At 36.2% G+C, this 22905-nt stretch carries 17 protein-coding genes, 1 pseudogene and 1 riboswitch; of the genes and pseudogenes, 14 read left to right on the plus strand and 4 right to left on the minus strand.

The genetic code is table 11. The features are described from left to right. The first annotated feature begins 3 nt into the window (after window positions 1-3). The 4 genes from PKC55_RS10915 to PKC55_RS10930 all read left to right on the plus strand — a co-directional run bounded on the left by PKC55_RS10915 (window position 4) and on the right by PKC55_RS10930 (window position 5041). A complete protein-coding gene (locus PKC55_RS10915) occupies window positions 4-1860 on the plus strand; it encodes an alpha-1,3-galactosidase-related protein (RefSeq protein ID WP_291128118.1) in 1857 nt (618 codons plus the stop codon). 9 nt (window positions 1861-1869) lie between these two features. After that, window positions 1870-3000 carry a glycoside hydrolase family 43 protein gene (locus tag PKC55_RS10920; RefSeq protein WP_291128115.1) on the plus strand — a complete coding sequence of 377 codons (1131 nt, stop codon included), beginning with the start codon at window positions 1870-1872 and terminating at the stop codon, window positions 2998-3000. Continuing rightward, complete coding sequence (locus tag PKC55_RS10925) at window positions 3000-4202, plus strand: GDSL-type esterase/lipase family protein (protein WP_324373004.1); 1203 nt, start codon at window positions 3000-3002, stop codon at window positions 4200-4202. The genes PKC55_RS10920 and PKC55_RS10925 overlap by 1 nt, the downstream gene beginning before the upstream one ends. Window positions 4203-4624: 422 nt before the next feature. Continuing rightward, window positions 4625-5041, plus strand: a complete 417-nt coding sequence (locus PKC55_RS10930) for an NUDIX hydrolase (protein WP_291128109.1) — start codon at window positions 4625-4627, stop codon at window positions 5039-5041. Between the two features lie 64 nt (window positions 5042-5105). Here the strand turns inward: PKC55_RS10930 and PKC55_RS10935 are convergent, their stop codons facing one another. After that, window positions 5106-5459: a winged helix-turn-helix transcriptional regulator gene (locus PKC55_RS10935; RefSeq protein WP_324373007.1), complete on the minus strand. Its 354-nt coding sequence runs from the start codon at window positions 5457-5459 to the stop codon at window positions 5106-5108. Between the two features lie 78 nt (window positions 5460-5537). On the opposite strand from PKC55_RS10935, the gene PKC55_RS10940 reads away from it, so the two are divergent. After that, window positions 5538-6083: an NAD(P)H-dependent oxidoreductase gene (locus tag PKC55_RS10940; protein WP_324373010.1), complete on the plus strand. Its 546-nt coding sequence runs from the start codon at window positions 5538-5540 to the stop codon at window positions 6081-6083. 135 nt (window positions 6084-6218) lie between these two features. Here PKC55_RS10940 and PKC55_RS10945 read toward each other — a convergent pair whose 3' ends face one another. The 3 genes from PKC55_RS10945 to PKC55_RS10955 all read right to left on the minus strand — a co-directional run bounded on the left by PKC55_RS10945 (window position 6219) and on the right by PKC55_RS10955 (window position 9952). Continuing rightward, a complete protein-coding gene (locus PKC55_RS10945; protein WP_291124981.1) occupies window positions 6219-7442 on the minus strand; it encodes a GNAT family N-acetyltransferase in 1224 nt (407 codons plus the stop codon). A 136-nt stretch (window positions 7443-7578) separates the two neighbouring features. Beyond that, window positions 7579-8451: an endonuclease/exonuclease/phosphatase family protein gene (locus tag PKC55_RS10950; RefSeq protein WP_291124978.1), complete on the minus strand. Its 873-nt coding sequence runs from the start codon at window positions 8449-8451 to the stop codon at window positions 7579-7581. A gap of 199 nt (window positions 8452-8650) precedes the next feature. Beyond that, window positions 8651-9952, minus strand: coding sequence for a cobyrinic acid a,c-diamide synthase CobB (locus tag PKC55_RS10955; protein ID WP_324373013.1), 1302 nt, complete (start codon window positions 9950-9952; stop codon window positions 8651-8653). A gap of 110 nt (window positions 9953-10062) precedes the next feature. Next, window positions 10063-10258, plus strand: a riboswitch (cobalamin riboswitch). 49 nt (window positions 10259-10307) lie between these two features. Here PKC55_RS10955 and PKC55_RS10960 point away from each other — a divergent pair. The 9 genes and pseudogenes from PKC55_RS10960 (at window position 10308) to cobM (ending at window position 22902) form a co-directional block, all read left to right on the plus strand. Next, entirely contained in the window at window positions 10308-12503 is a 2196-nt protein-coding gene (locus PKC55_RS10960) for a TonB-dependent receptor (protein ID WP_291126637.1), read from the plus strand. Window positions 12504-12511: 8 nt separating this feature from the next. Then, complete coding sequence (locus tag PKC55_RS10965; RefSeq protein ID WP_291126639.1) at window positions 12512-13642, plus strand: ABC transporter substrate-binding protein; 1131 nt, start codon at window positions 12512-12514, stop codon at window positions 13640-13642. Further along, the gene (locus tag PKC55_RS10970) at window positions 13639-14574 is read left to right on the plus strand and encodes a sirohydrochlorin cobaltochelatase (protein ID WP_291126641.1); all 936 of its coding nucleotides are present in this window, start codon (window positions 13639-13641) and stop codon (window positions 14572-14574) included. Before PKC55_RS10965 ends, PKC55_RS10970 begins: the two co-directional genes overlap by 4 nt. Window positions 14575-14794: 220 nt before the next feature. Then, window positions 14795-15070, plus strand: a pseudogene (locus tag PKC55_RS18220) (TonB-dependent receptor plug domain-containing protein); the annotation flags it as partial. Between the two features lie 99 nt (window positions 15071-15169). Next, on the plus strand, window positions 15170-16969 hold the full coding sequence (locus PKC55_RS10975) for a TonB-dependent receptor (protein ID WP_414647294.1): 1800 nt from the start codon (window positions 15170-15172) through the stop codon (window positions 16967-16969). Between the two features lie 2 nt (window positions 16970-16971). Further along, on the plus strand, window positions 16972-18474 hold the full coding sequence (locus PKC55_RS10980; protein ID WP_291126645.1) for a PepSY domain-containing protein: 1503 nt from the start codon (window positions 16972-16974) through the stop codon (window positions 18472-18474). A 1-nt stretch (window position 18475) separates the two neighbouring features. Further along, window positions 18476-19885 (plus strand): precorrin-3B C(17)-methyltransferase, encoded by a 1410-nt coding sequence (cobJ, locus tag PKC55_RS10985; RefSeq protein ID WP_291126647.1) that lies wholly within the window; start codon window positions 18476-18478, stop codon window positions 19883-19885. A 10-nt stretch (window positions 19886-19895) separates the two neighbouring features. Next, window positions 19896-21119 carry a precorrin-6y C5,15-methyltransferase (decarboxylating) subunit CbiE gene (gene cbiE / locus PKC55_RS10990; RefSeq protein WP_291126649.1) on the plus strand — a complete coding sequence of 408 codons (1224 nt, stop codon included), beginning with the start codon at window positions 19896-19898 and terminating at the stop codon, window positions 21117-21119. Next, on the plus strand, window positions 21085-22902 hold the full coding sequence (gene cobM, locus PKC55_RS10995; RefSeq protein ID WP_291126650.1) for a precorrin-4 C(11)-methyltransferase: 1818 nt from the start codon (window positions 21085-21087) through the stop codon (window positions 22900-22902). The genes cbiE and cobM overlap by 35 nt, the downstream gene beginning before the upstream one ends. Window positions 22903-22905: the final 3 nt, after the last annotated feature.

Below are 22905 nucleotides of genomic sequence, written 5' to 3' on the forward strand. Positions count from 1 at the left end.
GGTATGAATAAGGTTTTAGCGTTAATAATTTGCGTTTGCGCGAGTCTGGCTGCTTCTTGCTCACAAAGGGTAACTGTTGTAAAAATACCACTCGATGGCAGAAATGATTACACGTCTATTGTTTTAGAGGTTCTGCAACAAAATAAAACAGGGAATCTGCTTCTTGAATTCGAAAAAGGAGTGTATAATTTCTATCCCGAAAAGGCAAAAGGAATGTTTGTCAGCGTTTCGAATAACGACAATGGATACAAAAAGATTGCCTTCTATCTCAATGAAATGAAAAATGTCGAAATCAGAGGAAATGGCACTGAATTTTTGTTTCATGGATCAATTGTGCCATTCTACATCAATAGATGCTCTGATGTGTCTGTTTCGGGTATTAATATCGATTACAATACTTCATTTATACTCGAAGGTAAGGTTGTGGCAAACAATCCGATCAACAAAAGTATCGATATAAAATTAAGAGAAGATATCAAATATGAAGTAAAAGGAACACGAATGTTTTACAACGGTTACGATTGGTCTCAACCATTAGGGCAAAATATTGTCTTCGACCCGACAACAAACGCTCCCTACTACTATACATCTAAATATTTACATCTCGACTGGAAAAGAGAACTCATAGCCCAGGATTTAGGCAATCATACTATCCGTCTCTCTGGTTTTGAAGCGGCCGAAGTACCACCAATTGGTTCAATCTACATAGATAAAGGCCCATACAAGAAAAACAGAATAGTGCCGGGCATAATATTGCATTCATCATCTGCCATCAACTTATTCAATATAAATATTTATATGGCAGGAGCAATGGCTCTGATTGGAGAGAATACTGAAAATGTGACACTGAAACAATTCAATGTAAAACTGCGTGAAGGCTCGGGGCGTTATATATCAGCATCGGCTGATGCTACACACTTTGTGAATTGCCGTGGAACCATCCGGTTCGACGATTGCATCTTCGAGAATATGCTGGATGATGCCACCAATGTGCATGGAACATATATGATCGTAAACGAATTTCTGGCGGACGATTGCATTGCCCTACAATTCGGACACTTGCAGCAAGAAGGATTCTCATTTGCTTCAATTGGCGATACACTACAATTGGTGGATCGTACGAGTCTATTACCGGTGAGCCGATTCGTTGTAAAGGAAGTAAAAATTATAAATGATGACTATTGGACAATCCGATGTGAAACGCCATTGCCCTCAGTAGACAAATCTATGCATCTGGCCGTAGAAAATCTAACAAATACAGCATCTTTAGTGATGCAACGCTGCACAGTGAAAAATAACAGGGCGCGAAGCATATTAATATCTACGCCAAAACCGGTTTTGATAGAAGACAACTATTTTGATTCGATGATGGCAGGAATCCTTATTGCGGGTGATGCCAACTCTTGGTTCGAATCGGGATATGTAACTGATATCGTCATCCGAAACAACACATTCGTGAATATGGGCAAAGGTGGTGAGGCGCCACAATCGGTATTGCAAATTTCGCCGGAAATATCGAAATCCGAAAGGTCTAAAGGCTACTATCATGGTAAAATTGTATTCGAGAACAATCTGATAAAAACATTCGATTCGCAGGTTATATATGCCCTGAGTGTGAACGAACTTATAATAAAAAACAATAAGTTTGTAGAAACTAACGATTACAAACCGATCTTTGAAGGTTTATCATTTATAGACGTTCAAAACTGTAATAGTGTAGCTATTGAAGGCAATTCATTCGAAGGTAATCGAGATGTAGAGGTAAGTGCTTCGAAATGTAAAAACGTTGTTCTGAAGAAGCAAAAAGGTTTCAAAAAAGATATTGTGAATAAACCCAATACGTTCTTTTACCAACAATAATAACTAATTATGAAGAAAACCATATATACAATCACGATTGCTGCTTTAATATTATTTTCGGCATGCTCAACTAAATCTGTAACTAACAAACACTTCACCCCCGGCGCAATATGGCTGGACAACAACAATATACATATCAATGCGCACGGAGGAGGTGTTCTATTCGATAATGGTGTATATTATTGGTTTGGAGAGCATAAAACCGAAGGAGAAAATGGTAATTTGGCAAATGTAGGAGTACATTGCTATTCATCTACGGATTTGTATAATTGGACAGACGAGGGCATAGCTTTGGCTGTAATGCCTTCCTCGTCGGGCAGTGATATAGAGGAAGGTTGTATTCTCGAAAGACCCAAAGTAATAAAAAACAAAAAGACAGGAAAATATATAATGTGGTTTCATCTCGAGCCTAAAGGAAAAGGATATAAAGGTGCTCTGAGTGGTGTTGCTATAAGCGATAATGTAACAGGGCCGTATACTTATATAAAAGCTGTACGCCCTAATGCGGGTCATTATCCATTGAATGTTCTGGATATACATAAATTGGACAGTCCAGCTCTCAATCTGAGTTTCGATGGAGGAAGCTTACCCGGAAATGTCGATACGCTCAATATATTAGGAAGAGATATGAAAGAAGGACAGATGGCTCGCGATATGACTTTATTTGTTGACGATGATGGCAAAGCATATCATATTTACTCTTCGGAAGAAAACAGCACTTTACATATTGCCGAACTATCGGATGATTATTTGTCTCATACAGGTAAATATGGAAGATTCTTTGCAGGACGCTTCATGGAGGCTCCGGCAATGTTTAAGCACAAAGGCAAATATTATCTGATGATGTCGGGATGCACAGGTTGGAACCCCAATCAAGCACGTTCGGCCGTATCAGACAATATATTCGGAGAGTGGAAGGAATTGGGTGATCCTTGTATAGGAGATACAACACAAACGACCTTCCATTCGCAAAGCACCTATATTCTACTAGTTCAGGGCAAGCCTGACACCTATATCTATATGGGTGATAGATGGAATCCAAAAAACGCGATAGATGGAAGATATATATGGTTACCCATTACATTTGACGGAGACCGTTTCACTATCAGATGGAATGATAAATGGAAAATAGAAGAGTAATGAAATACCTATATCAAGTTTTTATAGTTGCCTTATTGTTGTTGGCATTACCGCAAACAATAGATGCTCAGGACAAAGTAAAGATTGGTGTACTGACCAATGGAGAAGGCAGTAATATTAATTGGACAACCTCCTTGCCCGAATTTGATGTAGTTGATGCCAGCGTCAAAAGTTTCCTTGTTAGTCAACAAGGTTGGGAATTGGACAGAAGGCTTCTGCGAGAGAAACCCGAATTCTGTATTCTATACGGGGGACTGCCTGATATACTTTTGCAGCTTTCGGTGAAAGATATATCGGGAGCATACAAATATTTATGCTCTGAGATGATAAAGAACAATATTAAGCCAATTATAATAGCTACGCTTCCTGTAAGAAATCATTTAGCTATCAACTCCTATATATATCAACTGAACAGAGAATTACAATCTTATGCAGCGCAAAACGAAATATATTATTATTCGGCAGACAAGGGGCTGACTCATGAAGGAGAATTACTCCCGGAAATTTCAGATGATGGATTTATACTTAATAATAGCGGTCTCTCACTATTCGTTAATAATATAGCTGCATTTATAGATGATGTTATTGCACTGAAAGAAAACAGGCTTGTACCTCTGTCTACCGCACACAACCTAACCAGTAGTGCTATTGACAATATAATGAAAAACTCTCATTCAGAAATAAAAATTGTGATGCTAGGAAATTCCCTTACAGCAGGCGGAGGAAATTGGAATACCCGACTGAATAGAAAGGATACTCATAATGCCGGTCAAGGAGGATATACAACAGGACAGATGCTATGGCATATGGATAGAACCGTTATTGATACGCACCCCAAAATATGTTTTGTGATGGCAGGCATAAATGATTTGTTCAACAATATAGCACCCGATGTTATATATCAAAATCAAATACAGATCATTAATAACTTAATAAAAAGCGGAATAAAACCTGTGATACTACTAACGCTTTATACACACAATAATCTATCTTTGGCTCAAAAGATAGATTATATCAACAATAGGATAATTAGCTATTGCGAGAAAGAGAGTATCGACGTAATCAATTTGAATCCCCTCTTAGCTTCGGAACAAAGCTTAAAGGCTGAATATACAACAGACGGCACACATCTCACCGAGGCTGCATATCTCATATGGTCAAAAGAGTTGGTATGCTATCTTGCAATCAAAGGCATAAAGTAATTGTAAAACATCACTAGCTAATAAAAGCTTCAATATGTTCTTCTCCTTTGACCATGTTTATGGCAAACGGAAGAAGTATATCTAACCGCTTCATTGTTTATTTTTTATATTATTTACTGCTATTAAAGTTTTGTAGCCGATAATATTTTCAAAATCTTTTCCGAGCATAATCATACCACCTTTAGTACCAATAAAGAAGATCGCAACCATATTGGTTCTGCTGAACATGTCAAAATAATAGCTAATTTTGTAAGAACAATAAAAACATTGAAACCCGAAATACGTTATTTCTGTGATCCTGTTATGGGTGATATTGACAAAGGATAGTACATGGGATCGGATGTTCCGAAATAGGCAAACAGTCCTGAAGGCAATAAATTATAATTTCATCTCAGAAATAAAACAAAAAGGGTTAGAGAAATATGTGTAAAATAAAATTTATTCGTACTGTAGGGCTTCTTGTTATAAAAAATAACAAGCTACTCCTAGCATATAGTAATAATAAAAGAGCATGGTATTTGCCCGGAGGAAAAATTGAGACGGATGAATTACCTCAACAATCTTTACTGAGAGAGATATGGGAAGAACTAACCCTCAGAATAGATGTTAAGTTGCTAAAATTCTATTGCCATATTACTGCGCCTGCATATGGTGAAGACGAAAATCTGATAATGGAGCAAGATTGTTATTTATACGAATTACACGAAAATATATCGCCGAATAATGAGATCGGAGCTATCAAGTTTTTTGATAGTTATAGCTATGAACAGGAACCGGCACAAGTTATAGGTGTGCTTCAGATATTTAAAAGACTAAAGGCTGATGGATTAGTAAGCTAAAGAGAAGTTCTTATCAGAAAATACTGTTATTATAAAGAGATGAATGTACTAAATACAATATATTCTAATCGACAGCCTCGCACTTTTCTCTGACTACGGTATGTCCCCAGTTGTTAATCGCTTCGAGAGCAGGCATGAAGGTATGTCCAAATGGAGTGAGTTTGTATATAACTTTTATTGGAGGCTTTTCTCCATATACAGTTCTTGATATCAATCCCACTTCTTCCAGTTGTTTCAATTGGAGGCTCAATGTCATCTCGGTTATATCCGGCATTTCCTTTCGCAATTGGCTATAACGCTTTTCTCCATCTTTTAAGTAATATAATATCACTACTTTCCACTTTCCTCCAATCATATCCATTGCCAAACTGACTGTGCAATGATACATTTTTCCATTAAATTCAATATTCTTTGCCATATCTCCAACCTATCCATTATGATAGTTATTGCAAAGGTAAATCACTATAATTAGTTTTGCAACTAAAATTATTATAGTATGGCATTACTTATTTTAGCTCATCCCAATTTTAATAAATCGATAGCAAATAAAACTATTGTAGAACGATTGCAAAAAAGTAATTTGGATATAGAAATTCGAAACTTGCACGCTCTTTATCCTGACTTTAGTATTGATGTGCAAGCCGAACAGGACGCTTTGTTGAGGCACAATACAGTCGTGTTTCAGTATCCATTTTACTGGTACAATATGCCTGCAATCTTAAAGCAGTGGTTTGACTATGTGTTTGTTCATCAGTTTGCTTATGGTTCACAAGGCGACAAACTGAAAGGAAAGAATTTTGTACCGAGTTTTACGGTAGGTGCATTTGAAGACCAGTATAGAACACTTGAAAAGCATCATTTCCGAGTTTTAGAATTTTGTAAAAATATGGAACAGACAGCATATTTTGCACAAATGAATTACATTGACCCTGTATATTTTCATGGAACATCCGGTGTGTCCGGTTATGGTGAGTATGAAATAAAAGACAGGGCTGAAAGACATGCGGAAAAACTAATAGCTCTATTGTCTGAAATGCAGTAAAAAAGTTTAGCAACTCTATATGCAAAATAGAGAATGAATCTTGTCAGGTCTATTGCTTAAATCACATCTCATAGTGTAATAGAAAGCAAGTCAAGTAAGAGATATAAAGCTTCAATTATTATTATAGAAAAGTAATTAAAAATAATCAGAAAAATACGGTTGATTATCTGGTATTATTTGTTCTAGGACTTCAACGATATCATTATCTGCCTGAAGTCGTTCAATCCGATGCAGATATGAAGGACTACGATACGACATAAGCATAGTTGTCAATGTTTGAATATCGAGATATACGGGCTTACCTACAGCTTCACTTGTATGAGTAAGCCTGCCTTTATCATTTTTAACTAAGCCAAACGCTCCCCTATTCCATTCTGCGATCGAATCGGAAACTACAAAATGGAAAGGAGTAAATACATCCAGGTTTTTAAACGGAAAATTATTAAGAAATTCAATCACATCAACTATTCTAGCCATATAATAAGGTTCGATTGTCTCTTGTATCTGTCCATCATCCAAAAAGAAGTGAAGTGGATCATTCTTGTATATATTTCCTTGTACCTCTTCTATCATTGAGTAATGAGCATAAACAAAATTCCATAGGCCTATTCTTGCTTCTTGATTTAGATATATAATATCTTTGATATGAAATATATCTTCTTCTATCCAATATAAGATATATCCTTGCGGAATGTCATCTTTATCATAATAAACAGCCGCGGTTCTTTCCTCTTCATTTTCCCATCTCCAATATTCCTCCCACTCTTGTGTAGCTCGTATTAAAGCCCCGTGGTTGCTCCGTGCAAATTTATCATAGACAGAGATTACATCAGGATGGTTAACAGATAATCTTTCAGCAAAGCCTTTTACCGCAATGTTTTTGGGTATCTGGCTATCTTTTATTGTAAAAGTCAAATGATCGGACATTATCTCCCACCCTTTACGCCGATAATAAGGAATAGAATAGGGACAGAGATAAGAGATCCATTGTCCTTTATTTTTCATTATTTGTAGACCTGATTTTATGAGATCATTCATCAAACCAAGGTTTGCATATTCAGGATATGTACCTACTCCTGTTAAACCTCCCATTGAAAATATTTTTCCATGAATATTTACTTGACAAGGATAAATACATAATTGAGAGACTAGCTGATCATCATTAAACCATCCAATAACATCTGCATTCTTGAGAATGGGACGTTTAGACTTTACAATCTCGCCATCCTTATATCCACTTTGTAGGATATCGTTGTTGGTTACCTGAAATACATAACGCAACAGTTCATTAAATTGGTCTATATATTCTAAGCCAAAAGGTTTTAAGATTAAACGCTCCCTTATTTTGTTTCTTTCCATAACTGGAATTATGTTATTTATACAAAGATCTTAAGTCTTCTTATTTAACAGGATACAGAAAAAAAATGTTTACATTATATCTACACTTGTAAGAGCACAGAAATAAATATTCCGATCTCTTTCCTTTAAACTTAGCCTAATTAGCCCATTCTGCATTTACTAATATCGGAAAATGATCTGATGGAAATTTACCGATATTATAAGTATCAGTTAACATTCCCCATCTTTTTGTCTTAAAGTGCTTACTGAAATAGATATGATCCAATATTTCGTTGTTGCTTATAATAGCTCTATCTAAATTGTCTAATTCTTGAAGAGGCTTTCCCCAAGCATTATATGACGAGTTATTGGCATACGGTTGTTCAACATCATAATAGGTATCTCTTAAGACTCCCGAGTTATTAAGAAGCTGAGCCCAAGAACTATCCATTCCTCCATTTAGGTCTCCCATAAATATCACGGGATTATCCCCTACTATTTCTTTGATTTTAGTCAATATCAATTTACTACTTTCGTTGCGTGCATAATCTTTTTCATAATCATAATGAGCACTGAAAACGAAGAAGCTCTTACCTGATTTGATATCCTGTAATTCAACCCATGTACAAATACGATTGCAACAAGGAGCATCCCAACTTTTAGAAGGCACATCAGGGGTTGCAGACAACCAGAAGTCTCCATTACTCAGTAATCTGTATTTGTCTGTTTTGTAAAATATTACGGAATGCTCCCCTTGTCCGTTACCGTCTCTTCCCTCCCCGTAATAATCATAACCGGGTAGAGCAACTTTCATATCCTTTAATTGATTCGGTAAAGCTTCCTGAGTTCCAAAGAAATCAAAATCGTGATACTGTACTAACTTTGCAATATATGGAAAGCGATCTTTCCACATATTACCCACATCGGATGAATTGTCATTTCTAACATTATACGTTCCGACATTAAATTTTTGTGCATTTAGAGTAAGGGCAGTCATGAATAATACTGCACTAATAAAAATTTGTTTCATTATTAAATTAATTTGAGAATTAAAGGTAATAAGTAAATATAATTTCTTGATGATATATTCTCAGATTATAACTTTCTATAACGGTTTATGCAATAGAACTGATAAAAAAACTTATATATCGATACATATGATAAACTATGTTATTATGAGTTGTAACCAATCATCAGAGTTGGTGCACTTGATACAAACTACACTTTTATCACTTAAATAAATGTAACAAATCCTCCATCTCAGCCCAATATATATGAGTATATCCTGCAATTACATTTTTGTAGCGTAATAGCTTTGTATCCACTGGAACCTCCTTTGCATTATACTGCTGTGTTATACTTTCCATGTTATTTTCAATATGTGAATAATGAAATTCGTGTCCTCTAACAGCTATACAATTATATTCAAATTGACGGTATCCTAATTTAAGTTTCATGTTTTCCATTGAAGCCTTTTGCTTGAAAATATCTACCATTGGATATTCTATCCCATCCTTATCTGCGATAGATGAAGACAGATACATCATTCCACCACATTCTGCAAGAATATTACCTCCATTTTCCGCATAATCCATAATAGCCTTATGTAGCAGTTTATTTTCGCTTAGCTGTTTTGCATATAATTCAGGATATCCTCCCGGGAAATAAACAAAATCTGACTTTGGCAAATATTTGTCTGTTAAAGGACTAAAGAAGGTCACCTCTCCTATTTTTCTTAAATATTCTATATTTTCATGATACATAAAATTGAAGGCTTCGTCGGCTGCAACTGCTATTTTCAGATCCCGAGAAGCATGTTCGTTAATTTGCTGCGGTTCTGAATTTCCTAACTCAACTTGCGTATGTGATAACAATATATCAATATCAATATGTTTTTCCACAATTGATGCGGCAATATTAGCAAAGTCATCTAAAAGAAAATCTTGATCGATACTTAATCCTAAATGACGTGAAGGCACACTGAGATTTTCATTTTTAGGCAGATAACCTAGTGGAACTATACCAACATCGTGGCAAGCATCCGAGAGAAATTTATAATGGCTTTCGGATCCTACATAGTTAAAAATTACTCCTATAACATTTATCTTTTCATAAAACTTTTTGAATCCATACAATAATGGAGCTGCTGAATATGCCATAGATTTGGCATTTATAACCATAACAACAGGGATATCCAATAATCCTGCAATTTCGGCACTACTTCCTTTCATTTTGTTATATCCGTCAAATAGCCCCATCACTCCTTCAGTAATGCAAGCATCACTTCCTGATGCGTATTTTGAGTACAGATATCTGACGTGATTCTCTGATGATAAGAATAAATCCAGATTGACAGATTTATTGCCAGAAGCCATATCGTGATATTTCGTATCTATATAATCAGGTCCGCACTTAAATGGTTGTACCTTAAGACCTCTATTCTTTAATGCTCTTAATAAGCCTAAAGTAACTGTTGTTTTTCCTGAACCTGAGCTTGGCGCAGCTATGAGAAAACTGGAAATCACTTTCATGAGTAATCTGGTTTTATTTTCAGCAAAAGTATAAAAAGCCATCAATGAAATGAATTTTACCAAGAAAATATATTTTTTAAGAATTCTTTTTAATCCTATTTTTTTTCAATTACCTTTGAAGCCGCTTAGGTGATGTATTCAGACATTCGTCTGTTGCATAAAAGGGAATTCGGTCAGAATCCGAAACAGTGCCCGCTACTGTGAATTCCATAAAATTTTGAGTATCACCACTGCCACTGTCACAATGATGGGAAGGCCTCTCAAAATGGAACAAGTCAGGAAACCTGCCTAGCATAAATTAATAGATATTCCCGGGGTCAGGAATATAATTAACTAACATTATACTTCTTTTTTAATGAAACTAAGAATTATGCTAACAGCATTGCTATGCTGTATTGCAAGTATTTCGTTCGCTCAGTTGAGCTTGCGCGGAAGAGTCGTTGATGAAAATGAAAAGCCGATCGCTGGTGCCAGCGTATGGATTGAGTACACAACCATTGGAACATCCACAGATTTGAAGGGTGAGTTTAGTCTTGAAAAAATCCCGGAAGGTAATAATCTTCTAAGAATTAGTGCACTGGATTATAATGGAGCTCGTGAGACAATAAACAGATCTAATGACAACATCCTTATTCGGATGAAACATTCTCCTCTTAAACTGAATGAAGTAGTAGTAACAGGTACCGGCACAATCAACAAACTTAAAAGCTCACCCGTTGCAATAGATGTTATTTCTCAGAGAGAACTCCAAAACACGAATATTCCTACATTCGAAAACGCTATGATTGCTCTGAATCCTTCCATGTCATTTACTCCTAATGCAATGGGATCGTACATGCAACTGAATGGATTAAGCAATAGATATATACTTGTGTTAGTTGATGGTAAAAAACTTGGTGGCGATGTCGGAGGTAACGTAGACTTAAACCGCATTGATATGGGAAATATCAAGCGGATAGAAGTTCTGAAAGGAGCTGCTTCTTCTTTGTATGGTTCGGATGCAATAGCGGGAGTTATTAATATTATAACCAATAAACCAAAAGACTTAGTGAATTTTTCAACCGAGACACGCTTCTCAGAGTATGGACAATTTACTCAAAATGCTAACCTATATCTGAATGTAGGGGGCTTCTCTTCGTCTACTTCTTTTCAGCGGAATCAGGCTGACGGATGGCAACTAAATAAAAAGGAAATAATAAACGATAAAGAAATAGATACGGATAAACAAGCTATGTTACGCTTCTATTCCGATGTTTTTAGCCAACGTTTTGGTTATAAGGCGACAAAAGAATTGAGCATGTATGTAGAGGGAAGCCTTTTCGACAAAAAATTTAAACGCCCCGTAAGTGCTTATGGGTTCGATATGAAATACGTCGACTATTCGTTTGGTGCCGGTGCAAAGTATTTACTGAAAAATAATGGTTTGATTACATTAGACTGGAATACCGACCGTTTCGAATATTTTAAAGCTTACCTGAAAGAAACCAAAGACAAAAACGGTGTCACATTTATGCCCGGAGATGAAGAATTTGTGAGAAGGCAGAAGTACAATAATATAAATCTGAAAGGTACATTCAACGCCGGAAAGTTCAATAAAGTAACTGTCGGTTCGGAGTACAAGGTAGACAACCTATATGCTCCGGCAGATAGCATCGGAGGTTCCAGAAATGTTTATACATTGGCTTTTTATGCTCAGGATGAAATAAATCTTTTCGGAAAGCTGAATATTGTTCCCGGAGTCAGATATATATATAATGAAACCTTCAAAAACAGGGTTACACCTAAAGTCAGCGCAATGTATACTCTTCATGATTTCAATTTCAGAGTATCATATGCTACAGGTTTCAAAACTCCTGAATTGAAGCAGCTATTCATGAAAACTGAAGTTACGAGCAAAGGTAAAACCACTTTAAGTGTAGGGAATAAAGATCTGAAGCCTGAAAGTTCAAACTATTACTCTGTCAATGCTGAATATATAAAAGATTTCCTTTCATTGACTGTTACAGGCTATATTAACAATCTGAAAAATAAGATCGATACATATGAAATCGAATTAACACCCGAAGAAATAGCTGAAGGATATAATAAGAAATCATCGTATCATAATATCGGAAGATCTCGTATTCAAGGCGTAGACTTTACTTTTAATTCATACCTTGGTTATAACCTTACTTTAGGAGGAGGGTATAGTTATGTGAATGCCAAAGACCTCGATACAGGAAAGCGTCTTCAACGTATAAGTCGTCATACAGGAAATGTTAACCTGAATTGGTTTAAAGATTTCGGGTTATTCAAGTCAAATTTTAATTTAAACGGACGCCTGCAAAGCCGTAGATATTATGACGATGGTGATGATGCACGTGCTTATCAATTGTGGAACTTTGCTACACGTCATACATTCAAGAGTATAAATGGCCTTGTATTTGAACCGGGTTTAGGTATTGAAAATATCTTTGACTTTGTAGATGATAAACCTTTCAACCGCAATTATGCGACTTTATCTCCCGGACGTACATTTTATGCCAGCCTGAAAATTAAGTTTAGTAAGTAAGACTGTTTATGAAATCTTCAAACTTATTATATCTCTTTGTTTTCTGCTCAACTCTTTATTCCTGTTCTTCGATCGGGAATAAGGAGAATGAAAATGTTGAAAAATATCAGCTAAGACATGCTCGTGGATTCAATGTAGAACAATATGAAGATTACAAATTGGTAACCGTACGTGACCCTTGGGATACTGTGCGCACTCTCTATCGATATATATTAATTGATCGTGATAAAGAAATTCCGAAGAACCTGCCTGAAGGAACTATAGTAAAAGTACCATTGCAAACTGTGATCGCTTTTTCTACGATTCAATGTAGTATGTTGCAAGAAATAGATGAACAGCATCGTATAACAGGGGTCTGTCAGGCCAAATATATAGACCTGCCTTATATCCAAGAACGATTGAAAGCCGGAAAGATTATAGATTTGGGAAGTATGCACAAACCGGATGTTGAACAATTAATCAATCTGATGCCATCTGCACTTATTGTATCAGCGATGGAAACCGGCATGGGCTATTTGGATAAGTTAAGAATTCCTATCATTGCTACTACTGACTATATGGAAGATACTGCTCTCGGTCGTGCCGAATGGATACGCTACCATGCATTGTTTTACGGAAAAGAAGCGCTAGCCGACTCGCTTTTCCAAGAAACAGAACGCAGATACAATGAAATAAAAGATAGGGTAAAGAATTCATCTAATAAACCAACAGTATTCAACGACCTGAAATTTGGTAAAACATGGCGGATTGCTGGAGGAAAAAGCTATCTGGCAAATCTGATACGTGATGCCGGAGGCGAATACGTTTGGAATGATGATAATTCAACCGGATCGACACGCTTGTCTGCCGAAATGGTACTCGACAAAGCAGGATTGGCTGATATCTGGCTGTTGAAGTACAACCGAGAAGAAGATTTCACATATAATAGGCTGAAACAAGAAGATAAAATATATGCCCAGTTTGGTGCTTTTAATAAAAAACAGATATGGGGATGTAATACCGGCAAAGTCCATTATTTTGAGGATTTGCCGATTCATCCCGATTCTATATTGAAAGACATGGCAAAAATATTTCATCCGAATTTATTCACAGATAATAAATTAAGCTATTTCAAATCATTAGATGAAGAGATATTATGAAAAGGATTTTACTATATATTATGATACTATTTACCACTGTTGCAACATTTGCACATAGTGGAGGTAGTTACAAGCATTCTGATATTTTTAAAAGTATGCAGGCAGACGATAAAGCAGCTATTCTCATAGTTCACTTTGGTACTACTCATGACGATACTCGTGAACTGACAATAGAAGCATTAAATAATCAGGTGAAACAAGTTTTCCCTTCTATTGAAGTAAGAGAAGCATATTCTTCACGTATTGTTATCAAAAGGCTTTCGGAACGTGGTACCTATAAAGTGAATCCATTAGAAGCTTTAAAACAACTTCATACTGATGGATACACACATATATTAATACAATCTTCCACTGTTATCGATGGAGTGGAAATGGAATCTTTGTACAAAAATGTAGAAGAAGTGAGCGGACTGTTTAAGGATGTACGTATAGGTATGCCATTGCTTTATTCTCCACAAGACTACGAAGATGTTATAAAGGTCTTAACCGCAGATAATAAAAAAGATGTGGCATATATATGGGTCGGACATGGAACTTATGATGCTACTACAGCCCAATATGCGATGCTCGATTATATGCTTAAAGCCAAGGGACATACAAACTGCTTTGTAGGAACTGTAGAAGGCTATCCCGAATTTGATGATGTTTTAGCACAATTAAAGGCTTCGGGCTTGAAAGAGGTTGTTCTCATGCCATTTATGTTTGTAGCTGGAGAACATGCAAAAAATGATATTGCCGGAGATTGGGTCGAAAATCTCAAAAAAGAAGGTCTATCTGTAACCGAAAATCTTCAGGGGCTAGGAGAAAACCCTAAAATCAGGGAAATATATTTATCTCATCTACAATTTATAACTACTCATCGTAAAATCGATATAATGGAAAAAAAATCCATATATGAAAAAACGGGAGAAAAGATAACACCTGAATACTAAAGGTTTATCTATAGAACACTTAAAAAGCTAATATTTTTTACTAATATTTATGAAACGTATACTTTATATAATAATTATCATAATGGTTTCCGTAAATACTTTTGCTCAGAACAAAAGTATGACCGATACTGTATATTCTATCAAAGAAGTTGAGATACTCGGAGCATCCAAAAAGAAAGTAGAGATAGGAAAACTGAATGTTCCTTTACAATATCTACCAATGTCAGTAAGTACAGTTTCTTACAAAGATCTCGAAATAAGAGGAATCTCAAATATTGAAGATGCTGTGAAATTTTTACCCGGTGTAAGAATGAACACCAGCTATGGAGCCTTCCAGACGCTCTATGTACGTGGTATGACTTATACACCTATTATGATTGATGGGGTTAGAGATGAGCGTACTATGATAAATTCGTATCCCTTTTCTGATCTTACCAATGTAGAATCTATGGAACTTTTGAAAGGGCCAGCTTCTGTATTGTATGGGCACTCTGTATTGGGAGGAGTATTGAATATTGTAAGAAAATCTCCTACACCCCAAACTGTAGTTAATATGAAAATGTCGTATGGCAGTTGGAACAACAAGCAGGCAAATATGGATTTCGGAGGTAACCTTGTCGGTCCGCTGAATTACCGTGCAAATTTTAATTATGGCGATCAGAATGGATGGCGTGCTACAGGTAACAAGCGGCTCTCCGGATATTTAGCTCTTGGTGCAGATATCGATGCGACAAGCAGGATTGATGTAAGAGGTAGTTTTCATCGCGACTGGTATGGTACTGAAACAGGACTTCCTCCTGTAATGATGGCCGATGTATATAACGCAGACGGTACTCTTTACTTGAAGGCAGGGCAAGAAATCCCCAGATTAAATGAAAAGAAGAGATATAATAATGAATCTGATTTTCTTAAAAACAACGGATGGGATATATCTGGAAAGTATGAGAAAAAATTTAGCAAGTATATGAAACTAACAAATTATTTATCATACAAGTACGATGACATAAATTATCTGGGAACAGAAGAGCTCAGCTATCTGTATAGTATGGATCCTGTATATAAACATTATATAGATAAGGGGACTTACAAGATGTATATAAATCTCGACTCTGTTCAGCTTACATATCCTTTGCGTTTTTCTCATATAGCTAAAACTTTAGGTAATCAACTAGAATTATCCGGTGATTTTTATACAGGGAATATCAAACACAATTTCTTAGGAGGCTATTCATTTTCTCAACTGTTTCGCAATTCATATACAGGATACAATAATGCTCCGGAAAACGATAAATTCAATAGCGAATATGATATCTATGGCCCCGGAATATATTCTGTTATAGCTGTAAATAACCCTCAGAGCATGGGGTATATGAAATCAAAGTTTAGTAAAGCAATTATAACCAAAGATTATACACACGGAATCTATTTTCAGGATTTAATAGAGTTTCACGAAAAATTCAAATTATTGCTGGCTGCAAGATATGATATGTACAAATATATGCGTACAGGGGCAAATACTTATGATGGCATACGTGAATATCACAAATCAGGGCAAACTCCATATAGTATTGCGACCAATTCTGCATTTACATACCGTGCCGGAATGGTATTTCTACCTATATCTGAGCTTTCTATTTATACATCGGTAGCATCATATTTTCGTCCTTCTCGTACATTCCCTGCTGCAAATACAATTTATCTGAACAAAAATGGTAGTGAAATAGATATTGAAAGCGGAAAAGGGATCTTCGATCCGGAAAAAGGTTATCAGTTTGAAGCAGGTACCCGATATACTTATAAAAGCATTTTACAGGCATCAGCCAGTGTTTTCTACATTCGTAAGAATGATATTGTTAGAAGTTTCGGGCGGTTAAGTGTCGGCTCAGATGCAAACGGAACTCCTGTAATGAAGTCAATCATTGGACAGGTAGGAAGTGAAGAATCCAAGGGATTCGATATTGAAGTGGCTATTACGCCAACTCATTTTTCTTCTTTCAGTTTGGGATATTCTTATACAGATACAAAAACTCTTGATATACAACCCAACAAGTATGTAAGCATCGATACTCAGAATATAACATTGGTTCCTCACAATACATTTTATGCATACGGAAGTATTGTTCTTCCGAAAGGAATTTTCAGAGGTTTGTCATACAATCTGAGCGTATCTTTTATGGATAAGGTATATACGAATTATGCTAAAAGTATGTCTTTCTCATCGTACTGGCTGACAGATATGGGTATTTCTTATCCTTTAAAAAACGGTATAAGACTTTCGGGAAATGTAAATAATGTATTTGATAAGAAGTATAGTAATCAGGCTGTCTATGGTACACAACGTGTTCCGGGCATGCCTCGCAATTTTATGCTATCATTGGCATATAGCCTTAGATAATTATGTTGAAAAGAATATTATACTCTACACACAGAATACTGGGGACTATTCTCAGTATTCTGTTCGTTGTTTGGTTCCTGTCCGGATTTGTCATGATTTATCATACATTTCCTCGTGTATCCAATATCGATAGATATGCACATATGGATATCCTACCCCGGAATATTCTATCTCCAGATTCACTTGTAAAATGTTTACCTGAAGGAACAACATTCACCAAACTATCGCTAAGATCGTATGCCGGAAAAGCTTTTTTTGAAAGCATATCGAAAGAAGGCACTGCCCAAATATCTGCGGATAGTGCAGCCGTATCGAATAAGATAAAAATAACTCCATCTTTTCCTCAGATAGAAGAGTATGCTAAAAAATGGTGTAATGCAGATATTGTAAAAGTAGATACTCTTCGCGAACTTGAACAATGGATTCCTTTTAGCTATCTAAAGAAAGATTTTCCTATTTATAAGTTCTATTTTGGAAGTCTAGATAAACATCAACTTTATATCTCTTCGCAAACAGGAGACGCATTGCAATTTACGAATAAAGATAATCGTTTCTGGTCATGGCTGGGTGCAATCCCACATTGGGTATACTTTACTTCATTAAGGCAAAATACAAAACTCTGGACTAATGTTATAACTTGTTTATCCGGCATAGGCTGTTTGGTCTGCATTGCAGGTATAATTATAGGTATACGTTCGTACATCATACAGTATCGTAAAAAAAATAAATGGGAAAGCCCATATCGAAAATTTGCATATAAATGGCATCATATCATGGGCTTTGTTTTCGGGATATTTGTTTTCACATTTACCTTTAGTGGAATGATGTCTTTAAACGATGTTCCTGATTGGATTGCGAAAGTGCACAATCCATCTATTGAGGAAAATATGCTTCTACCCCACCCTGTTATTCTTCAAGACTACAAACTGAATGTTCAAAAAGTTGTAGAGGCTTATTCAAGAGAGATAAAGAGTGTAGAATGGGCTTATTTCGGACAAAAACCATTATACAAGGTTATCGTAGGAAAGAAACTGTTAACAATAGATGCTTCGGAAGATAGTCTTAAACTTTTAAATCTTAAAGAAGTAGATATAAAAGATTATATAGTTCAGACGCACAGTGAGCCGATGAAAATATCATTAATGAGCAAATATGATAACTATTATGTTGGCTTAACAGACCATCTACCATTACCCATATACAAAGTGGAGGTGGCTGATGCTGATCACAGTACTTATTATATTAATCCTAAAAATGGGAATATTCGATATTTTAATACCAACAGTAAGGTTCACAAATGGACTTATCAGGCATTGCATAGTTACAAAACCGGATTCTTTGCAAAACATCCTATTCTGTGGAACATTACAATGTGGATAACATTGATAGGCGGTACATTCGTTTCTATTACAGGGGTATGGCTAGGAATAAAATATATTATAAGAAAAGTAAGGAAGTTGAGGAAATCTCTTTGTATCAAAGAAAAAGAAGAAAAATCATTTTAATATGTCGACAGGAAAAATAATAGTTGCAGGGATAGGTCCAGGGTCGAAGGAAGATATAACCCCGGCTGTATTGGATGCCATTCGTATATCGGATGTGATTGTAGGTTATAAATACTATTTTCAGTTTATAGAAGATATTATTAAGCCCGACAGCCTCTGTATCGATACAGGTATGAAAAAAGAAAAGGAACGAGCTAAAGAAGCTTTCCGATATGCAGAGCAAGGTAAAACGGTCTGTGTAATCAGTTCGGGAGATGCAGGCATTTACGGAATGGCTCCTCTTGTTTATGAGATGAAGAAAGAGAAACAAAGCCCGATAGAGATTGAAGTCTTGCCGGGTATTAGTGCTTTCCAAAAAGCCGCCGCTTTATTAGGAGCTCCTATAGGACACGATTTCTGCATCATTTCACTATCCGACCTAATGACGCCCTGGGATAGGATAGAAAAAAGAATTATAGCCGCAGCTTCTGCTGACTTTGTTACAGCAATCTATAATCCTAAGAGTAATGGACGCTACTGGCAGATAAACCGCCTGATAGAATTATTCAGAAAGGAGCGTTCGCTCGAAACACCAATTGGCTATATCCGTCAGGCCGGACGTGACGAACAGCAGATTAATGTGACAACTCTGGGTGAGTTTGATTCCCAAGAAATAGATATGTTTACCATTGTCATTATCGGTAATTCTCAGTCTTATATTTTCGGTGAAAATCATATTGTAACACCCCGTGGATATTACAGAGAAGAAAAGAACGAAGATGTAGGCATCGGACAGGATATAATGATACGTAGTTTCCGTACTATTGAAGGTGAATTGAAGAATAAGAACATCTCATTAGATAAGAAATGGGCTTTACTTCATGCTATTCATACGACAGCTGATTTTGATATGGAAAATATCCTATATACGGATGTAAGAGCGGTTGAAAAGCTTCATTCTGAATTTGTAAATGGTAACGTAAAGACTATTATTACTGATGTTACGATGGTTGCCTCGGGGATTCGCAAAGGGGCTTTGGAGCGATTGAGTATAGATGTAAAATGTTATCTGCATGACGAACGAGTGGCTGAATTGGCTAAGCTGAAAGGTATAACTCGTACACAAGCAGGTATTCGTTTGGCTGTGGAAGAATATCCTAATGCTCTCTTTGTATTCGGAAATGCACCGACTGCGCTGATGGAACTATGCGAACTAATACGAAAAGATAAGGCAAAGCCTGCGGGAATAATAGCTGCTCCCGTTGGCTTCGTCAATGTATGTGAATCAAAGCATATGGTCAAGCCTTTTACCGATGTGCCCAAGCTAATAATTGAAGGGCGTAAAGGTGGAAGCAATCTGGCTGCAACATTAGTAAACGCCATTCTTACTTTTGATGATGCGGAACAATTAAAACCGGGAAGAGACGTATAAAGAGATAGTTATGAAATTCTATGTAATAGGTATAGATGATAATCAAAGCCAATATTTCAATCCTGAAATACTGGACATTATTAATAACCATTCTGTTTTTTCAGGAGGGGCAAGACATTATGAGATTATTAAGTCTCTTTTGCCCGAAGGCTCGTCCTGGATAAATATAACAATACCTTTATCTACTGTTTTTGAACAATACAGTAAGTATAAAGAAATTGTAGTTTTCGCTTCAGGTGATCCCTTGTTTTTTGGCTTTGCAAATACAATTCAACGGGAGCTGCCGGATGCCGAGATTGTTATTCATCCGTTTTTCAATTCCTTGCAATTATTGGCACACCGTTTACTGATACCTTATCAGGATATGCATATTGTCTCACTAACAGGTCGAGCATGGGATAAATTCGATGAAGCCCTAATTCTGGGATATAATATGATCGGTGTACTGACAGATAATAAAGAGCATACTCCATCTGCGATTATTCAACGAATGCTTGACTATGGATATAATAATTATAAGGTAAGTATTGGGGAATTGTTGGGAAATAAAGAAAAAGAGAAGGTTACAACATGGGAACTAAAAGATATTTTAGATAAAAAATTTTCATTTCCTAACAATCTTATTCTACAAAAGACAACCAGCCATTACCGTCCTTTGGGTATTCCTGAAAATGATTTCTATCTTTTGGATGGACGCGCAAAAATGATAACCAAAATGCCTATACGCTTGTTGTCTCTTAGTCTGTTGGACTTGAGAGATAGATCTGTCTTTTGGGATATCGGATTTTGTACAGGTTCTGTCTCTATCGAAGTAAAGATGCAGTTTCCACACCTTAAAGTATTAGCTTTTGAGAAGAGAAAGGAAGGCAAAGAGTTGATAGAAAGTAACTCCTACAAATTTGGTACTCCTGGTATTCAATCTTTTATAGGAGACTTTACGGATATAGATATTACAGCTCTGCCAACACCCGATGCGGTATTTATAGGAGGGCATGGAGGTAAGATGAACGAGATAATGAGAGGGGTATCTACTGTTCTCAATCCTGAAGGAGTGATTGTTTTTAATTCCGTATCGGTAGATAGTAAAGAGATGTTTCTTCAAGCTATAGAAAATAACAATCTGCAATTGGAACAATGTATTGCTATCAAAGTTGACGACTTTAATACGATAGAAGTAATGAAAGCTAAAAAATATCAAAATGAAGAATGCTATAATATTAACATCAGAAAGTAGTTTGCAAATAGCTAGAACTATTCAAAACGAACTAGAAAAAACTGTAATATTCACCAAAGCCGACATTGAAGGAACAATTCAGATATCATCTATAAGTGGTTGTATAAGTGATATTTTTGATAAAGTAGAATCAATTCTTTTTATCGGAGCAATGGGAATCTGTGTGCGGAGTATTGCTCCATATATAAAAGATAAGCATACCGACCCTGCCATTGTAAATATAGATAGTACCGGAAAATATGTTATCTCTGTTCTTTCAGGTCATGTAGGAGGAGCAAATGACTTGACTCAACGTATTGCTCATATATTGGGGGCTGAGGCTATTATTACTACTCAGAGCGATAATACCAACTTGTGGGCATTAGATACCCTTGGCGAAAAATATGGATGGACAACAGCTTCAAATACTGCTGATTTCAATGAGCCATTGACTACTTTTGTCAATAAAAAAACGACAGCTCTTCTACTGGATATAAATGATGAAGGAACTCAATATCTTGAACGCACAGTCCCTGAACATGTAAAGTTATATTACAACTATAAGGATATTAATCTATCTGAATATAAGCTTCTAATCGCCGTTACACCTTATCTCTACCCGCAAACAGATATTCAGACAATTTATTATCATCCGAAAGTTTTACACCTCGGTGTAGGTTGCCGTAAGGAATGTAATCCTATCGGTATCAGTGAATATATAGCAGAAGCCTTAAATAAAAACAATATAACTATAGTTTCTATTAAAGATATTTCATCGATAGATATAAAGAAAGATGAACCTTTGCTGGAAGTACTTCAATCTCATTTTAAAAATATTCCTGTAAATATTTACACAGCAAATGAATTGAGGGATATTGAAGTTGCTAATCCTTCCAAAAAGGTTGAAGAAGTAACAACAGTGGCAGGTGTAGCTGAATCTTCGGCTATAAAAAGTGCAGGCGGAGGCTATCTTATATTAGAAAAACAAAAGGGAAAACTAAGCGATGGAAATGACTTCACATTTGCTATAGCAATAGATAGAAAGGCTATTCGTCAGGGGCATATTGAAATTGTTGGAGCAGGTCCGGGTGATCCTGATTTAATTTCAGTAAAAGGACGTCATTTCCTGGAAGCAGCCGACTTGATTCTATATGCGGGAAGCCTTGTACCTGTAGAACTGACTTATTGTGCTAAGCAGGGAGCGACAGTGCGGAGTTCTGCTTCTATGGATTTAGAAGAGCAGTTTGAGATAATGAAAAAGTTTTATGATAAGGGTAAACTCATTGTCCGTTTACATACGGGAGATCCGTGTATTTATGGTGCTATTCAAGAGCAAATGGCTTTCTTCGATAAGTATAATATGTCCTACCATATTACACCCGGCATATCTTCTTTTCTAGCTGCTGCCGCTGCCTTAGAATCTCAATTTACTATACCGGAAAAAGTACAGACAATCATTCTGACAAGAGGAGAAGGACGAACTCCTATGCCGGAAAAAGAAAAGTTACATTTGCTGGCACGTTCACAAAGTACAATGTGTATTTTCTTGAGTGCGTCAGTTGTAGATCAGGTTCAGCAGGAACTTATGGAACATTATCCACCCGAAACCCCTGTTGCGGCTTGTTATAAGCTGACATGGAAAGACGAAAAGATATACCGTGGAGAATTAAAAGACTTAGCTAAAATTGTCAAAGAAAATGAACTAACCTTGACAACAATGATAGTTGTAGGAGAAGCTATCGGAAATCGCCAGGGATTGTCTAAACTTTATTCACATCAGTTCAAACACTTGTTTCGGTCTTAGATA

Source organism: Dysgonomonas sp. (assembly GCF_035323175.1).
GTDB lineage: Bacteria > Bacteroidota > Bacteroidia > Bacteroidales > Dysgonomonadaceae > Dysgonomonas.

What these genes read in the sequence shown, in the direction of transcription:
- PKC55_RS10980 (WP_291126645.1), top strand. Translation starts at nt 16,972, where the DNA reads ATGTTGAAAAGAATATTATACTCTACACACAGAATACTGGGGACTATT.
- PKC55_RS10935 (WP_324373007.1), bottom strand. Translation starts at nt 5,459, where the DNA reads ATGGCAAAGAATATTGAATTTAATGGAAAAATGTATCATTGCACAGTC.
- PKC55_RS10940 (WP_324373010.1), top strand. Translation starts at nt 5,538, where the DNA reads ATGGCATTACTTATTTTAGCTCATCCCAATTTTAATAAATCGATAGCA.
- PKC55_RS10955 (WP_324373013.1), bottom strand. Translation starts at nt 9,952, where the DNA reads ATGAAAGTGATTTCCAGTTTTCTCATAGCTGCGCCAAGCTCAGGTTCA.
- PKC55_RS10925 (WP_324373004.1), top strand. Translation starts at nt 3,000, where the DNA reads ATGAAATACCTATATCAAGTTTTTATAGTTGCCTTATTGTTGTTGGCA.
- PKC55_RS10960 (WP_291126637.1), top strand. Translation starts at nt 10,308, where the DNA reads ATGAAACTAAGAATTATGCTAACAGCATTGCTATGCTGTATTGCAAGT.
- PKC55_RS10915 (WP_291128118.1), top strand. Translation starts at nt 4, where the DNA reads ATGAATAAGGTTTTAGCGTTAATAATTTGCGTTTGCGCGAGTCTGGCT.
- PKC55_RS10970 (WP_291126641.1), top strand. Translation starts at nt 13,639, where the DNA reads ATGAAAAGGATTTTACTATATATTATGATACTATTTACCACTGTTGCA.
- PKC55_RS10920 (WP_291128115.1), top strand. Translation starts at nt 1,870, where the DNA reads ATGAAGAAAACCATATATACAATCACGATTGCTGCTTTAATATTATTT.
- PKC55_RS10945 (WP_291124981.1), bottom strand. Translation starts at nt 7,442, where the DNA reads ATGGAAAGAAACAAAATAAGGGAGCGTTTAATCTTAAAACCTTTTGGC.
- cbiE (WP_291126649.1), top strand. Translation starts at nt 19,896, where the DNA reads ATGAAATTCTATGTAATAGGTATAGATGATAATCAAAGCCAATATTTC.
- cobJ (WP_291126647.1), top strand. Translation starts at nt 18,476, where the DNA reads ATGTCGACAGGAAAAATAATAGTTGCAGGGATAGGTCCAGGGTCGAAG.
- cobM (WP_291126650.1), top strand. Translation starts at nt 21,085, where the DNA reads ATGAAGAATGCTATAATATTAACATCAGAAAGTAGTTTGCAAATAGCT.
- PKC55_RS10930 (WP_291128109.1), top strand. Translation starts at nt 4,625, where the DNA reads ATGTGTAAAATAAAATTTATTCGTACTGTAGGGCTTCTTGTTATAAAA.
- PKC55_RS10950 (WP_291124978.1), bottom strand. Translation starts at nt 8,451, where the DNA reads ATGAAACAAATTTTTATTAGTGCAGTATTATTCATGACTGCCCTTACT.
- PKC55_RS10975 (WP_414647294.1), top strand. Translation starts at nt 15,170, where the DNA reads ATGGATTTCGGAGGTAACCTTGTCGGTCCGCTGAATTACCGTGCAAAT.
- PKC55_RS10965 (WP_291126639.1), top strand. Translation starts at nt 12,512, where the DNA reads ATGAAATCTTCAAACTTATTATATCTCTTTGTTTTCTGCTCAACTCTT.